At 69.4% G+C, this 14,321-nt stretch carries 16 protein-coding genes; 8 read left to right on the plus strand and 8 right to left on the minus strand.

The window, feature by feature from the left end; all coding sequences use genetic code 11:
* The 5 genes from IM632_RS00240 to hflX all read left to right on the plus strand — a co-directional run.
* Nucleotides 1-1,322: ATP-binding protein (locus tag IM632_RS00240; protein WP_296551898.1), on the plus strand; the 1,322-nt coding region annotated here is incomplete at its 5' end.
* Nucleotides 1,322-2,719 carry a sigma-54 dependent transcriptional regulator gene (locus IM632_RS00245; protein ID WP_296497939.1) on the plus strand — a complete coding sequence of 466 codons (1,398 nt, stop codon included), beginning with the start codon at nucleotides 1,322-1,324 and terminating at the stop codon, nucleotides 2,717-2,719. The genes IM632_RS00240 and IM632_RS00245, both read left to right, overlap by 1 nt.
* Nucleotides 2,719-3,582, plus strand: coding sequence for a D-amino-acid transaminase (locus tag IM632_RS00250; protein WP_296551899.1), 864 nt, complete (start codon nucleotides 2,719-2,721; stop codon nucleotides 3,580-3,582). Before IM632_RS00245 ends, IM632_RS00250 begins: the two co-directional genes overlap by 1 nt.
* Nucleotides 3,583-3,634: 52 nt before the next feature.
* On the plus strand, nucleotides 3,635-3,883 hold the full coding sequence (gene hfq / locus IM632_RS00255) for an RNA chaperone Hfq (protein WP_110450050.1): 249 nt from the start codon (nucleotides 3,635-3,637) through the stop codon (nucleotides 3,881-3,883).
* Complete coding sequence (gene hflX, locus IM632_RS00260; protein WP_296483297.1) at nucleotides 3,880-5,193, plus strand: GTPase HflX; 1,314 nt, start codon at nucleotides 3,880-3,882, stop codon at nucleotides 5,191-5,193. Before hfq ends, hflX begins: the two co-directional genes overlap by 4 nt.
* Before the next feature lie 144 nt (nucleotides 5,194-5,337).
* Here the strand turns inward: hflX and IM632_RS00265 are convergent, their stop codons facing one another.
* Entirely contained in the window at nucleotides 5,338-6,291 is a 954-nt protein-coding gene (locus tag IM632_RS00265) for an IS110 family transposase (protein WP_296484016.1), read from the minus strand.
* A gap of 203 nt (nucleotides 6,292-6,494) precedes the next feature.
* On the minus strand, nucleotides 6,495-7,301 hold the full coding sequence (mazG, locus tag IM632_RS00270) for a nucleoside triphosphate pyrophosphohydrolase (protein WP_296522816.1): 807 nt from the start codon (nucleotides 7,299-7,301) through the stop codon (nucleotides 6,495-6,497).
* Between the two features lie 186 nt (nucleotides 7,302-7,487).
* Here mazG and IM632_RS00275 point away from each other — a divergent pair, with 186 nt between their 5' ends.
* Nucleotides 7,488-7,976 carry a glutathione peroxidase gene (locus IM632_RS00275; protein WP_293512546.1) on the plus strand — a complete coding sequence of 163 codons (489 nt, stop codon included), beginning with the start codon at nucleotides 7,488-7,490 and terminating at the stop codon, nucleotides 7,974-7,976.
* On the opposite strand, the gene IM632_RS00280 is transcribed toward IM632_RS00275, so the two are convergent.
* The 3 genes from IM632_RS00280 to IM632_RS00290 form a co-directional block, all read right to left on the minus strand.
* Nucleotides 7,973-8,455, minus strand: a complete 483-nt coding sequence (locus IM632_RS00280) for a copper chaperone PCu(A)C (protein ID WP_293535799.1) — start codon at nucleotides 8,453-8,455, stop codon at nucleotides 7,973-7,975. The two genes, IM632_RS00275 and IM632_RS00280, sit on opposite strands and share 4 nt — an antisense overlap.
* Nucleotides 8,456-8,565: 110 nt before the next feature.
* A complete protein-coding gene (locus tag IM632_RS00285; RefSeq protein WP_296484022.1) occupies nucleotides 8,566-9,624 on the minus strand; it encodes a phosphotransferase family protein in 1,059 nt (352 codons plus the stop codon).
* 4 nt (nucleotides 9,625-9,628) lie between these two features.
* Nucleotides 9,629-10,162 (minus strand): TIGR02594 family protein, encoded by a 534-nt coding sequence (locus IM632_RS00290; protein ID WP_296484025.1) that lies wholly within the window; start codon nucleotides 10,160-10,162, stop codon nucleotides 9,629-9,631.
* A 187-nt stretch (nucleotides 10,163-10,349) separates the two neighbouring features.
* Here IM632_RS00290 and IM632_RS00295 point away from each other — a divergent pair, with 187 nt between their 5' ends.
* Nucleotides 10,350-10,694: a MazG nucleotide pyrophosphohydrolase domain-containing protein gene (locus tag IM632_RS00295; protein WP_296551900.1), complete on the plus strand. Its 345-nt coding sequence runs from the start codon at nucleotides 10,350-10,352 to the stop codon at nucleotides 10,692-10,694.
* A 77-nt stretch (nucleotides 10,695-10,771) separates the two neighbouring features.
* Complete coding sequence (locus tag IM632_RS00300) at nucleotides 10,772-12,136, plus strand: NAD(P)-binding domain-containing protein (RefSeq protein ID WP_296523036.1); 1,365 nt, start codon at nucleotides 10,772-10,774, stop codon at nucleotides 12,134-12,136.
* On the opposite strand, the gene IM632_RS00305 is transcribed toward IM632_RS00300, so the two are convergent.
* From IM632_RS00305 to IM632_RS00315, 3 genes are all read right to left on the minus strand, one after another.
* Nucleotides 12,124-12,732, minus strand: coding sequence for a phosphoribosylglycinamide formyltransferase (locus IM632_RS00305; RefSeq protein ID WP_296523039.1), 609 nt, complete (start codon nucleotides 12,730-12,732; stop codon nucleotides 12,124-12,126). The two genes, IM632_RS00300 and IM632_RS00305, sit on opposite strands and share 13 nt — an antisense overlap.
* Nucleotides 12,729-13,550: an MBL fold metallo-hydrolase gene (locus IM632_RS00310; RefSeq protein ID WP_293527913.1), complete on the minus strand. Its 822-nt coding sequence runs from the start codon at nucleotides 13,548-13,550 to the stop codon at nucleotides 12,729-12,731. The genes IM632_RS00305 and IM632_RS00310 overlap by 4 nt, the downstream gene beginning before the upstream one ends.
* A partial coding sequence (locus IM632_RS00315) for a TatD family hydrolase (RefSeq protein WP_296551901.1) occupies nucleotides 13,547-14,321 on the minus strand: 775 nt, incomplete at its 5' end. The genes IM632_RS00310 and IM632_RS00315, both read right to left, overlap by 4 nt.

Here is a 14,321-nt window from a genome sequence, read left to right on the forward strand (position 1 = left end):
CCTATGTCGAGACGGCCCTTCTGGTGCTGATCGGCGCGGTCTGGCTGGGCATGGGGGCGGCCAGCTCGATTTCGGCGCCGGTCGGCCGGCTGGTGCAGGCCGCATCCCGGGTGGCCCGAGGGGATCTGACGGCGCGGGTCGAGGCAGACTCTGATCCCGAGGAGATCGCAGTCCTTTCCCGGGCTTTCAACGACATGACCCGCGACCTTTCGCAGCAGCAGGAGGCCCTGACCCGGGCGAGCGACGAGGCCCGGCGTCGGCGCCAGTTCATAGAAACCGTGCTCTCGGAGGTCTCAGCGGGGGTGGTTGCGGCGGGCGCGGACGGCCGCATTTCGGCGGTGAACCGCCAGGCCGTGCGTCTGCTCGACCTTCCGGACGACCCGGTCTTCGCCGCGCCTATGACCCTCGAAACCGCGGCGCCCGAGGTCGGGGAGATCCTCGGCATCGCCCGGACGTTGGGCCACGCAGAGGGCGAGGTGGACGTCACCCGGGGGCGGGAAACCCTCAGGCTCCGGGTCCGCGCCAGCCGGACGGGGGAGGGGCTGGTGCTGACTTTCGACGACATCACCCGCCTGGTCTCGGCGCAACGCAACGCCGCCTGGCGAGATGTCGCCCGGCGCATCGCCCACGAGATCAAGAATCCGCTGACCCCGATCCAGCTGTCCGCCGAGCGGATCCGGCGCAAGTTCCGCCGGAACGTCGCGGCTGCGGACCTGGACACCTTTGACCGCTGCACAGAGACCATCGTGCGGCAGGTGGGAGACATCGGCCGGATGGTGGACGAGTTCTCGGCCTTCGCCCGGATGCCGACCCCCCAGCTTTCTGACCAGGATGCGGCGGAGCTGTTGCGCGAGGCGGTCTTCGCAAGGCGAGTGGCCGACCCCGATATCGACTGGGTGATCGGCGAGCCCCTGCCAGCTGCAACTCTGCGGGTGGATGGGCGGATGCTGGCCCAGGCCCTTGCCAATGTGCTGAAGAACGCCGTCGAGGCGGTCCGGGCCCGCATGGCCGCCCAGCCGGAGCCCGCGGGCCGGATCCTGGCCGACATCCGCCTTGACGAGACGGGCCTCGCCTTCGTGATCGAAGACAACGGCCTGGGGCTACCGGCCAAGGACCGGGACCGGCTGACCGAACCCTATGTCACCACGCGTGAGAAGGGGACGGGCCTGGGCCTGGCCATCGTCAAGCGCGTGATGGAGGACCATGGCGGCGACCTGGTGTTGGCGGACGCCGAGAGCGGGGCCGGCGCCCGGGTCCTCCTGCGACTGCCGGTTCCCGCCGCGAACCCTCCCCGAACGACCCTGAAACAGGAGACTGTCTGATGGCGGCTGATGTGCTTGTGGTGGATGATGAGGCCGACATCCGCGAGCTGGTGGCGGGAATCCTCACGGACGAGGGTTACGCCGTCCGTACGGCGAACGACTCCGAATCCGCCCTTGCGGAGATCCGGGCGCGCAAGCCGTCCCTGCTCATCCTGGACATCTGGATGGAGGGCGGCGGCATGGACGGCCTGGAGCTCCTAGACCTGGTCAGGGGGCTGGACGCCGACCTGCCGGTGATCATGATCTCGGGGCACGGCAACATCGAGACAGCCGTGAGCGCCATCAAGCGCGGCGCCTACGAGTTCCTGGAGAAACCGTTCAAGTCGGACCGGCTGCTGCTGGTCGTGGAGCGGGCGCTCGAGGCCACGAATCTTCGGCGCGAGAACCGGCGGCTTCGGGCCCGGACGGTGACGCCGGACGGCCTGATCGGTCGGTCGCCAGCCATGCAGCAGCTGAGGGGCCTGATCAACAAGCTCGCCGCCGCCAACAGTCGTGTGCTGATCGCGGGCCCCCCCGGCGCAGGCAAGGAGACGGTCGCGCGGATGATCCATGCCGCCAGCCCCCGGGCGCGGAACGAATTCATGGTGATCAGCGCCGCCGGCATGACGCCCGAGCGGGTGGACATCGAGCTCTTCGGAGAGGAGGGCGAGGCGGGTCGCCCCGCCAAGATCGGGGTCTTCGAGCGGGCCCACGGGGGCACCCTTTACCTCGACGAGGTGGCGGACATGCCCAGGGAGACCCAGAGCCGCATCCTGCGGGTCCTGGTGGACCAGAGGTTCCGTCGGGTCGGCGGCGCTTCCGATGTCCAGGTGGACGTGCGGGTGGTCTCATCCACGTGCCGGGACCTGCGGACGGAGATCGCCGAGGGGCGTTTCCGAGAAGATCTGTTCCACCGGCTGAATGTCGTGCCCCTCAGCGTACCCGGCCTGGCCGAGCGCAGGGAGGACATCCCCGAGCTGGTGGACTTCTTCGTGCAGCGGATTTCCGAGGGCGCCGGCCTGCCGCGGCGACGGCTGTCGGATGACGCCCTGGCGGCCCTGCAGGTGCGCACCTGGCCCGGCAATCTCAGCCAGCTGCGCAACCAGATCGAGCGGCTTCTGATCCTCGCCGCCGGTGATCCCGCCGAACCGATCACCGCCGAGATGATTCCGCCGGAGCCGGAGACGAGGGAGCGCGCGGTGTCCGGCCTTGGCGCCGAGCGGATCATCGCCCTGCCGCTGCGCGAGGCCCGGGAAGTGTTTGAGCGCGACTATCTGCACGCCCAGATGATGAGGTTCTCGGGCAATATCTCGCGGACCGCCGCCTTCATCGGGATGGAGCGGTCCGCTCTGCATCGGAAGCTCAAATCCCTTGGGCTCTCCGGCGCCAGGCTGGCTCTGGAAGGAGAGGAGAGCTGATGGGACGCATCGCCTATGTGAACGGCGCCTATGTGCGCCACGCCGACGCCGCCGTGCACATCGAGGATAGAGGCTACCAGCTGGCTGACGCCATCTACGAGGTCTGGGCGATGTCGGACGGTCGGCTGTGCGATCCGGAGGGGCACTTCGCCCGCCTGGAGCGGAGCCTGGGCGAGCTGTCCATCGACATGCCGATGAGCCGCGCGGCCCTGACCACCGTCCTGAAGGAGACGGTCCGGCGCAACCGCATCCGCGACGGCCTTGTCTATCTGCAGGTCAGCCGCGGGGTGGCCCCGCGGGACCACGCCTTTCCCATCGAGCCGACGCCCCCCGCTGTGGTGGTGACGGTCAAGCGGACCGACCCCGCAGCCGCGGAGGCGCGGGCGGCGGGCGGCGTCAGCGTGATCACCACTCCCGAGAACCGCTGGGGGCGTTGCGACATCAAGACGGTGGGGCTCCTGCCCAACGTCCTGGCCAAGCAGGCCGCCCGGTCCGCCGGGGCCGCCGAAGCCTGGTTCGTCGACGCCGACGGCTTCGTCACGGAGGGCGCCTCTTCGAACGCCTGGATCGTCACCGCCGAGGGGGTGCTGGTGACCCGGGACACCTCGGCCAACATCCTGAGGGGCGTCACCCGGGAGACCCTGCTGGAGGTGGCGCGGACGGAGAACATCCGGATCGAGGAGCGGGCCTTCACCCTCGAGGAAGCGCTGACCGCCCGGGAGGCCTTCTTTACTGGCGCCGGCGCCCTGCTCATGCCGGTGGTGGCGATTGACGGCCAGCCCGTGGGGACGGGACGCCCGGGACCTGTGGCAACCCGGCTCCGCAGCCTCTATATTGCCGAAGCCAGAGCCGCGGCGATCTAGCGGTCGACGGCGGGGGCGAGGCGCCCCGCCCAACAAGAGAGAACGAAAAGCCATGTCCGGCGACAAGAAGCAGAACCTGCAGGACACCTTCCTCAACAGCGTCCGCAAGACCAAGACCCCCCTGACCATCTTCCTCGTCAACGGCGTCAAGCTGCAGGGCGTGGTCAGCTGGTTCGACAACTTCTGCGTTCTCCTGCGCCGGGACGGCCAGTCGCAGCTGGTCTACAAGCACGCCATCTCGACGATCATGCCTGCCCAGCCTGTTCAGCTCTATGAGCCGGACGAAGACGACGCCGATTGACTGGTCGAAGCGTCAGCCGCGAGGCGCCCGTCCAGGGCACCCTTGTCCTCCATCCCGAACGTGAGGGGCGGCAGTCGGGGCGCAGTCCATCTGCGCGCCTGGAGGAGGCCGAGGGCCTGGCGCGGGCCCTGGATCTGGAGATCCGCCAGGGCCTCATCGTCAACCTTCGCCGTCGGACCCCCGCCACCCTGTTCGGTTCGGGCAAGGTGGAGGAGATCGCCGCCCTCTGCGAAGCGACCGAGGCCGATGTCGTCGTGGTCGATGACAGCCTGACGCCGGTGCAGCAACGCAACCTGGAGAAGGCCTGGAAGGTCAAGGTCATCGACCGCACCGGGCTGATCCTCGAAATCTTCGCCCGCCGGGCCCGCACCCGCGAAGGCCGCCTGCAGGTCGAGCTGGCGAGGCTCTCCTATGAACGTTCCCGCCTCGTCCGGACCTGGACCCACCTGGAGCGCCAGCGCGGCGGCTTTGGCGTCATGGGCGGCCCCGGGGAGACCCAGATCGAAACCGACCGCCGGCTCATCGCCGACCGGATCGGGCGGCTGAAGCGCGAACTGGAGGAAGTGCGCCGCACCCGCACCCTGCAGCGCGCCGCCCGCCAGAGGGCCCCTGCGCCGTCCGTCGCCCTGGTCGGCTATACCAATGCGGGCAAGTCCACCTTGTTCAACCATCTGACCGCCGCCGGGGTGGAGGCGAAGGACATGCTCTTCGCCACTCTGGATCCGACCCTGCGGACTCTGCGTCTGCCGGGAGGCCGGCCGGTGGTCCTGTCGGACACGGTGGGTTTCATCTCCGACCTGCCGCACGAACTGGTGGAGGCCTTCCGGGCCACGCTCGAGGAGGTGAAGGAGGCTGACGTCATCCTGCACGTCCGCGATATCGCCAGCCCCGACAGCGACGCCGAGGCCGCCGACGTGCGTGAAGTGTTGGGGCGTCTGGGGGTCGAGATGGAGGCCCGACGGGTCATCGAGGTCTGGAACAAAGCCGACCGGCTGGACGCCGAGGCGCGGGAAATCCGGTGCTCTGACGCCCTCCTGGCCCGACCACCGGCCATCCTGACTTCGGCCATTTCAGGAGAGGGCTGCGAGGCCCTCCTGGCGCGCATCTCGAGCCTCATCGACGAGGCCGCCCCGATCGAGGTCCGGGCGGAGGCGGGGCAGGGGGACCTCATCGCCTGGCTCTACCGTCACGGGCGCGTGCTGGAGCGCCACGAAGAGGAAGACGGCGCGGTGAGCCTGACCGTCAGCCTGTCCGACCAGGCGCAGGGCCAGCTGGAGCGGCTCTTCCCCGGCGTCGCCGTTCCGGCCTGAGGCCGGGTAAGGGGGGCAACGGCGCCTCCGCAGACCCCCTCCGGCCCGCTTCGCGGTCCACCTCCCCCTCAGGAGGGGGAGGAATTAGAGAGTCATTGCTCCCCTGCGGGGGAGCTCCGCGCGAAGCGCGGTGAGCAACCATGTTCAAGCGGGTTGGGTTTTGACCCAGGGCTGTCCTCTGTGGAGGATGAGGTTGGCGGCTTCGATGAGCTTTCGCATGACGGCGACGATGGCCAGCTTGATGGGCTTTCCACGGGCGAGGAGGGCCTGGTGGAAGGCTTTGAAGCCGGGGTCGTAGCGCTTGGCGGCGAGGCTGGCGAGGTAGAGCATCCGCCGGACGCGGGCCCTGCCGCCGGTGATGAAGCGCAGGCCCTTCCACTGGCCGCTGTCGCGGTCGAAGGGGGCGACGCCGGCGAGGGCGGCGGCCTGGCCCCGGCGCATCTGTCCCAGCTCGGGCATGCGGATGGCCAGGCTGGCGGCGACGACGGGACCGAAGCCGGGGATGGAGAGCAGCAGCCGGAAGCGGGCTGCAAGGTCCTCTTGGGCCTTGAGGGCCTGGAGCACCTGGGCGAGCAGGCGGGCCTTGAGGCGCTCCAGGCTGGCCAGCTGGACCTTCAAGCTCCGCAGCACGTCCTTGAGCGTCACGTGCTCCAGGAAGGTCTTGAGCCCGGCGATCTGGTCGGCGACCTGCTCATACGCCGTCAGCCGCTCGGCCAGTTCCGCAAGCCGGGGATCCTGCGCGGCCCTGACCGTCTCGGCCTGGGCCGTCGCCTGGGCGATCAGCCGGGCGTCGATCCGGTCGTTCTTGGCCCGCAGGCGCTTGAGCCGGGCGAACAGCCGCACCTCCAGAGGCTGGTGCACCACGACCTCGAACCCCGCCGCCTCCAGCGCCGCCCTCACCTTGCGCTCATAGCCGCCCGTCGCCTCCAGGCCCACGCGCCCCACACGCCGGGCGCGCAGCCAGGCGATCAGGGCGGCATGCCCCTCCGGACCGTTCTCAACCTGCGTCTCGTCCTCCAGGCCGTGCGCCGCAACATCCAGAAACCGCTTGCCGACATCGATCCCGGCGATCTTCGTGTTAGACTGGTTCTGTTCCATCGACCCCTCCTTGTGGCTTCGGACCCAAACGTCCCTGCAACCATCCGGGTCTGTGAAACGCCGGCGGCGGCCCTGCTCACCGCCAGCCCAAAAGGCTAGGGGGTCATCGGCCCTTCCGCCGGCTGTCCGCCTGGTGTTGGTGCGCCAGGCGGACGTCCCGGAAGACAACCGCACTCTAATCCAAATCGCACAGACAAGGGGGGTCAAGGGCGGCTGGCCTTGTCCCGGGCTCTGGCCTCGTTCCAGAGGGCGTCCATTTCTGCAAGGTCGGACTGGGCCGGCGTCCGGCCGTCCTCGGCGAGGCGCGCCTCGATGTGGCGGAAACGGCGGAGGAACTTGGCGTTGGCCTCGCGCAGGGCGTCCTCGGGGTCGATGTCGAGGTCGCGGGCGATGTTGGCCATGACGAAGAGGACATCGCCCAGCTCCTCGCGGAGGGCCGCCCTGTCGCCCGAGGTCACCTCGGCGCGGAACTCGTCCAGCTCCTCCTGCAGCTTGTCGAGCACCGCCTCCGTGGTTGGCCAGACAAAGCCCACGCCCGCAGCCCGCTTCGACAGCTTGACCGCCCGGGTCAGGCCGGGGAGGGCGGCGGGGATGTCGTCGAGGAGGCCCGCCGCCGGCGCCCGGGCCGCGCGTTCCGCCGCCTTGACCTCCTCCCAGGCCTGGACCTGCTCCCCGCTGGTCCTCTGGTCGGCGTCTCCGAAGATGTGAGGGTGGCGTCGGATCATCTTGGTGACGATGGCGCCGGCGACGTCGTCGAAGGTGAAGGCGCCCTGTTCCTCGGCCATGCGGGCGTGAAAAACCACCTGGAAGAGGAGATCGCCCAGCTCGTCCTTCAGGTCCGCCAGGTCGCCTCGCTGGATGGCGTCGGCGACCTCGTAGGCCTCCTCCACGGTGTAGGGGGCGATGGTGGCGAAGGTCTGCTCCAGGTCCCAGGCGCAGCCAGTGTTCGGGTCCCGAAGGCGGGCCATGACGCCGAGAAGGCGATCCAGGGCCGGGGTCTGGTCGGTCATGCGCCTACTCCACGGATTGCACGCAAGGGTTGCATTGCGCCGCCCTGAGGCCTTTGAGGCCACCTCGCGAGGCAGGCCGGCGAGGATCACTCACAGGGGATATCCGATGGCTCACAAGTTCGAAATCTACAAGGACAGGGCGGGCGCGTTCGGCGTAGTCTTCAACCAGCAGATCATGGGGCGCAGATGACGGGAGTTCAGGACTTTACGGTGAAGGCGGCGGACGGAGGCGAGGTTCCGCTTTCGGCCTACGCCGGGAAGGTCGTGCTGGTGGTCAATACGGCCTCGAAGTGCGGCTTCACGCCCCAGTACGCCGGACTGGAGGCCCTCTGGCGGCGTCACGGGGAGGCGGGCCTGGTGGTGCTGGGCTTTCCCTGCAACCAGTTCGCCAGCCAGGAGCCTGGGGACGCGGCGGAGATCGCCAGTTTCTGCAGCCTGACCTACGACGTCACCTTCCCGGTGCTGGCCAAGGTGGAGGTAAACGGACCCGGCGCGGACCCGCTCTTCCGGTGGCTCTCCGACCAGAAGCGCGGCGTCCTGGGCACGCGCGCCATCAAGTGGAACTTCACCAAGTTCCTCGTCGGGCGGGATGGAAAGGTGCTCAAGCGCTACGGCCCGAATACGCCGCCCGAGGCCCTTGAGGCTGATATTCAGGCCGCGCTCGCCGCCGGCTAGTGGCGGTGGGTCTCGGGCATGGCGGCGGGCTTGGCCGGAGGCCGGGACTCCGCGGCCAGCTGGACGGTGACCTTGCCCGCCTTGGCAAAGGTCAGGGTCAGGGGGATGCGCTCGCCCGAGGCGACGGCGGCCTTGGGGCCGAAGAACATGATGTGCAGGCCGCCGGGCGCCAGGCTCACCTTGCCGCCGGCGGGGATCTCCACGCCCTGGGGCAGGGCCCTCATCCGCATCATCCCGCCCTCCATGGAGGACTGGTGGATTTCCACCCGGGCGGCGTGGGCGGAGCTGGCGGACACCAGCCGGTCGGCCGTCCTGCCCGTATTTGTGATCTCCATATAGCCGGCGGCGGTGGGAGCGCCTGCGGCGGTGGGCCGCGTCCAGGGATGGTCGATGCGAAGGGCCCCGGCGGCATACTCATGGGCGAGGGCGGCGCCGGCGGCGGCCAGGGCCACGGCTGTGGCGAGAAGCAGTCTGCGCATTTTGAACTCCGGTTGCCCCCCAGGCGTCGGCAGGGGTAGGTGGCGGAGGGGGCTCGGGTCAAGACTTGGAGAGTGGAAATGGATGGGCCGAGCGCGCCAAGCCCGGGGCCTTAGTCCGCCGCCGCCGCCCTCGCCGCCAGTTCGAGGCTGCGCAGGACGCTGAGCCTGAGGCCCTCGGTGTCGACGCCCTCGGTGCTCTTCTTGCCCTCCATGTAGCGGGCGTAGACCCCGTGGACGATGCAGGCGCTCTTCCAGCGGTTGAAGGCGACGTAGTAGTTCAGCCCCGACAGGTCCGCGCCGGTGGCGGCGGCATAGCGCGCCGCCAGTTCGGTGCGGGTGGGAAATCCCGGCTGGGCGTGGGGCGCGGTCTCGGCCGGCGGCTCGGGATCGGACGGGTCCGGCCAGGGGTTCAGGGCGTAGGCCAGGTCCGCCAGCGGGTCGCCCAGGGTGGCGATCTCCCAGTCGATGACCGCCAGCAGGCCGCCGCTGCGCCCGACCAGGATGTTGTGGATGCCGAAGTCGCCGTGGACGATCCGGGCCGGGACCTGGCCGGGCAGGCGGGCGCGCAGAAAGGCCTCCACCTCGTGGGCGCGGGGGTCGTCGAAGCCGGCGGGTCCGACCGAGGCCGCCCAGGACCGGCCCCAGGCGTTGATCTGGCGCTCCACATAGCCCTCGGGCTTGCCGAGGTCGCCCAGACCGACGGCGGCCGGGTCGAGGGCGTGAAGCTGGGCCAGGGCGTCGATGAAGGCGAAGGCGAGGTCGCGGCGCTTCGCCTCCGGCGCCCAATCCTTCACGTCCTGCACCGTGTAGAGCGGGTGCCCGTCCAGGAAGTCCATGACGTAGAAATGAGCCCCGGTGACCGACGGGTCCTCACAGAAGGCGAGGGGGCGCGGCGTCGGGACGGGGGTGTCCTTCAGGGCCGAAAGGACCCGGAACTCCCGGCCCATGTCGTGGGCCTTGGGGAGCAGCTCCCCAAGCGGCGGGCGGCGGATGACGGCCTGGCGGCCGGTGGAGTCCGTCAGCCGCCAGGTCAGGTTGGAGTGGCCGCCCGGCAGGCGGACCCAGTCAAAGGGGCCGGAGATCTCGGGACAGTGCGCCGCCAGCCAGGCCTCGACGACGGGACGGTCGTATCCGGGGATGGCGTCTGTCTCGGGGGCGGCGTCGGTCATGGGATCAGGCCTCGTTGGAGGAAACCTCGCCGGTGGCGGCGAGCAGGTAGGTCGCGGCGGATCGGGGCTTGTTCACATAGGGCGGTTGGCGGACGGCGTAGAGGCGCTCCTTGGCGATGCGGGTGATGCAGACCCGGTCGCCCTGGTTGCCTCCAAGGACATGATAGCAGCGGGAATCCTCGCCGATGTACAGGCCGACGTGTCCGCCACCCTGGCGCACGAAGACCAGGACGTCGCCAAGTTCGGGCTGGCCTCCCTCGACCCCGAACCGGGCCCAGCTGAGGGCCCAGAGGGGGGCGGGAGGAATCTCACGGCCGGCGACACGGGCGACGTGGGCCATGAAGAGGCCGCACCAGGGGATGGAGTCCGCGTGGTAGGCGTCCGCCAGACCCGTTTCCTGCGCCCATTGCAGGATCTGGGGCGTATTTCCCGGGCCGGCGGTCTCCTGGAGGCCGAAGTCCGCCAGGGCTGCGGCGACCATGCGAGGCAGGGGGTCCATGCGGGTCAGCCAGAGGTAAGGCTTGGGCAGGGATGTCATGCGGGGTCCTTTCGGGCGTGGATCTCAACCGGAAGTATCCGCCCGATCTGCGGGATTGCAAACCTTACGCCGGATCCAGAATTCGCATAAGGAATATTATCGGAAATATAGGTTGAGGGTTCGTGGCTCCTGTACTGAGAATCAGAGGACGCTGCCTCGGTGACCCCCGACCAACCCGGAATCCACTATGCCCATCGAACCCAGCCTCGGCCCCCTCGGCCCCCTTGCGGACCGGTTTGAGCAGGCTTCACAGGCCTATGTGGCGGCGTTCGGGCTTCGCCGGGATCCAGACTGGTACATTCTGAAGCTGCAGGAAGAGGTCGGCGAGCTGACCCAGGCCTGGTCGCGGCTTTCGGGGCGCGGACGGTCGGGCGGACGCAGTGACGCCGAGATGAAGGCCCAGCTGGCGGATGAGGTGGCCGACGTTCTGGGTCATGTCCTCCTTCTGGCCCGCAACTGGGAGGTGGACCTTGCGCCGGCGGTCCTTCGCAAATGGCGGTTTGAACTGGAGGCGCCGGAAAACCCACGCTGACCCCGGGTCAGGCTTGACCTTGGCGCGTTCGGCTCCAAACTCCTGAAATCGAACGGGAAACGGAACGGAGACCCCAGATGGCCCCCTTGCCCAAGGCCTGCATCATCGGCGCCGGATGCTCCGGCTTCACCACGGCCAAGAAGCTCAAGGACCTGGGCGTTCCCTACGACTGCTTCGAGATGTCCGACAACATCGGCGGCAACTGGTACTACAACAACCCGAACGGCCACTCGGCCTGCTACCAGAGCCTGCACATCGACACGTCCAAGTGGCGCCTGGCCTTCGAGGACTATCCCGTGCCCGCCGGCTGGCCGGACTTTCCGCACCACAGCCAGCTGCTGCAGTACTTCCACAACTATGTCGACCATTTCGGCCTGCGCCAGACCATCACCTTCAACACCGCCGTGACCAAGGCGGAGCGCAACGCCGAGGGTCTTTGGGATGTTACGCTTTCGAACGGGGAAACAAGGCGTTACGACGTCCTCTTTGTGTGCAACGGGCATCATTGGAGCCCCCGCACGCCGGAGTATCCGGGCCATTTCGACGGCGTCGCCTTCCACTCCCACGCCTACCGCACGCCCTTCGATCCCGTGGACGTCCGCGGCAAGACCGTGGTGGTGGTCGGCATGGGCAATTCGGCCATGGACATCGCCTCGGAGCTGTCCCAGCGGCCCCTGGCGGGCAAGCTGATCGTCTCGGCGCGGCGCGGCGTCTGGGTGCTGCCCAAGTACATGAACGGCCGTCCGGCGGACAAGGCGGCCATGCCCCCCTGGATGCCCCGCAAGCTGGGCCTCGCCCTCGCCCGCCAGACCATCAAGAAGACCCTGGGCGCCATGGAGGACTATGGCCTGCCCAAGCCCGACCATGAGCCGCTGGAGGCCCACCCGTCGGTCAGCGGCGAATTCCTGACCCGGGCGGGCTGCGGCGACATCACCTTCCGACCCGGGATCAAGGCCCTGGAGGGCCGCCAGGTGCGCTTTACCGACGATAGCGTCGAGGACGTGGACGTGATCATCTACGCCACGGGCTACGACATGAAGTTCCCCTTCTTCGAGGATCCGGCCTTCGTGCCGGACTCCGACCATAGGCTGCCGCTGTTCAAGCGGATGATGAAGCCCGGCGTACCCAACCTCTTCTACATGGGCCTTGCCCAGCCCCTGCCGACCCTGGTCAACTTCGCCGAGCAGCAGGCCAAGTTCGTCGCCGCCTACCTGACCGGCCGGTACCTGCCCCCCTCGCCCGCCGACATGGCGCGGATCATCGCCGAGGACGAGGCCCTGCACATGGGCCAGTACTACGCCTCAAAGCGGCATACGATCCAGGTGGACTTCGGCGTCTACTGCCATGATCTCATGAAGGAAATCGAGCGCGGTTCAAAGCGCGCAGCAGCGTCGGGCAACCGTCTGCCCGTGCCCGCCCGGGCGGACCTTCAGGACGCCTGAAGCCCCTCCGGGCGGCCTTCCGCAAGGGCGATCAGTGTCCGGGTCATGACCTCGGGCTCCAGGGCTGTGACGCGCTGCTCGAGGGTTTCGGGCGTGTCGCCCGGCTCCACGGGCACGGGCCAGCGGCCAAGCACCCGGCCGTGGTCGTATTCGCCATCGACCAGGTGGATGGTGACCTCGCTTTGCGGCGCGCCGGCGGCGATGACGGCCTCATGCACCCGGCGCCCGTACATCCCCTCCCCGCCGAAGGCCGGCAGGGGGCCAGGGTGGATGTTCAGGATCCGGTCCGGGAAGCGCGCCAGGACCGCAGGGCCGATACGCCTCAGGTAGCCGGACAGGACGATCCAATCCGCGCCGGAGGCCGCCAGGGCCTCGGCCAGTTCCCGGTCGGCGGCCTCGGGATCGACGGCGGTGGGAATGACCCGGTGCGGAATTCCTCGCGCACGGGCGAAATCCAGGGCCGGCGCCTTCGCGGTATTGGTCCCCAGGAGCACGATGTCGGCCGCGAGGCGCCCCTGCCCCACGGCCTCGACGGCCGCGCGGAAGGCCGATCCGTTTCGGGAGGCGAGGAAGGCCAGTCTCAGGCGTGGCGTCACGCACCCGCCCCCAGACTGTGCTCGAACCGCAGGCCGTCGAAGGCCGGCTCCACCCCCGGCGGCAGTCGGGCGCTGAGATCGGCGAAGTCGAGGTCGATGTGCATGTTGGTCAGGATTGTGCGCCGCGGCCTGAGCCGCGCCGCCCACTCCAGGGTCAGCTCGACGTGGGCGTGGGTCGGGTGCGGGCGCCAGCGAAGGGCGTCGACAATCCAGACATCGAGGCCGGCCAGGGCCTCGAAGGCCTCGTCCGGCAGGTCCACCACGTCGCTGGAATAGGCCACGTCGCCGAACCGGTAGCCGACGGAGCGAAGGCCGCCATGGTCCTGGTCGAAGGTCACCACCGGGATGGCGCCGGAGGGGCCGTCCACCGCCCAGGCCTGGCCATGCGGCGGGATCAGCACCGGGTCGGCGATGCCGGGATAGCCCCCCTCCCCCTCGAAGACATAGCCGAACCGGCGGCCCATGGAGGCGAAGGTGGCCCCGTCCATGTGGCAGGGGATGCGCGCCCTCTGGCGGATGAAGAAGGCGCGGATGTCGTCGATCCCGTGGGTCTGGTCGGCGTGATCGTGGGTCAGCAGGAGGGCGTCGAGGCGCCGGGCGCCGGCCTGGGCGGTCTGCCAGCGCAGGTCGGGCGAGGCGTCCACCAGGACGGTGGTGGCCTGCGCCGGGTCGGGCGCGGTCCGGCGGACCAGCAGGGAGCAGCGGGTGCGGAAGTTGCGCGGGTCGGCCGGGTCGCACGCGCCCCAGTCGCCGTCTGCCCGGGGCACCCCGCCCGAGGAGCCGCAGCCCAGGATGGTGAACTCCAGGGTCCCGCTCATGGCCGGGGGATCCGGTCGAAGAGGGCGAAGAAGGCGTCCTCGCAGCGGGCCTCGGCCTCCTGCGGCGTCCAGCCGCGGACCGTCGCGAGGCCGGCGAGCACGGCGGGCAGGAAGGCCGGCTCATTGCGCTGTCCCCGGTGCGGGACCGGCGCGAGATAGGGGCAGTCGGTCTCCACGATGATCCGGTCGGCGGGCATGTCGCGGATGACGGCCCGGACCTCCTCGGCGGCCTTGAAGGTGGCGATGCCGGACACCGAGAACCAGGCGCCCAGGGCCGCCGCCCGCCGGGCCAGTTCGGCGCCCGAGGTGTAGCAGTGCAGCAGCATGCGGAAGGGCGCCCGGGCGTAGGCCTCCTCCAGCATCTGCGTCATGAGCTCGTCCGCCTCCCGGGTGTGGACCACCAGGGGCAGGCCGCTCTCCTGGGCCGCGGCGATGTGGGCTGCGAAGACCCTCGCCTGGATGTCCCGGGGCGAGAGGTCATAGTGGAAGTCGAGGCCGGTCTCGCCGATACCCACCACCTTGGGGTCGTCCGCGAGGTCTAGGAGGGTGCGGGGCGACAGATCCGGGGCGTCCTTGGCCTCGTGCGGGTGGACGCCCACCGTGCACCAGATGTCCGGCGCCACGGCGATAGCGCGGTTCGCCGGGAAGGTCGAGAGCCGGTCGGAGATGTTGACCATCAGGGCGATGCCGGCGGCCCGGGCCCGGTCGATCACCTCCTGCCGGTCGGCGTCGAACTGGGGGGCGTGAAGGTTGACGTGGCTGTCGATGAGC

The sequence above is a fragment of the Phenylobacterium sp. genome (assembly GCF_020402505.1).
GTDB lineage: Bacteria > Pseudomonadota > Alphaproteobacteria > Caulobacterales > Caulobacteraceae > Phenylobacterium.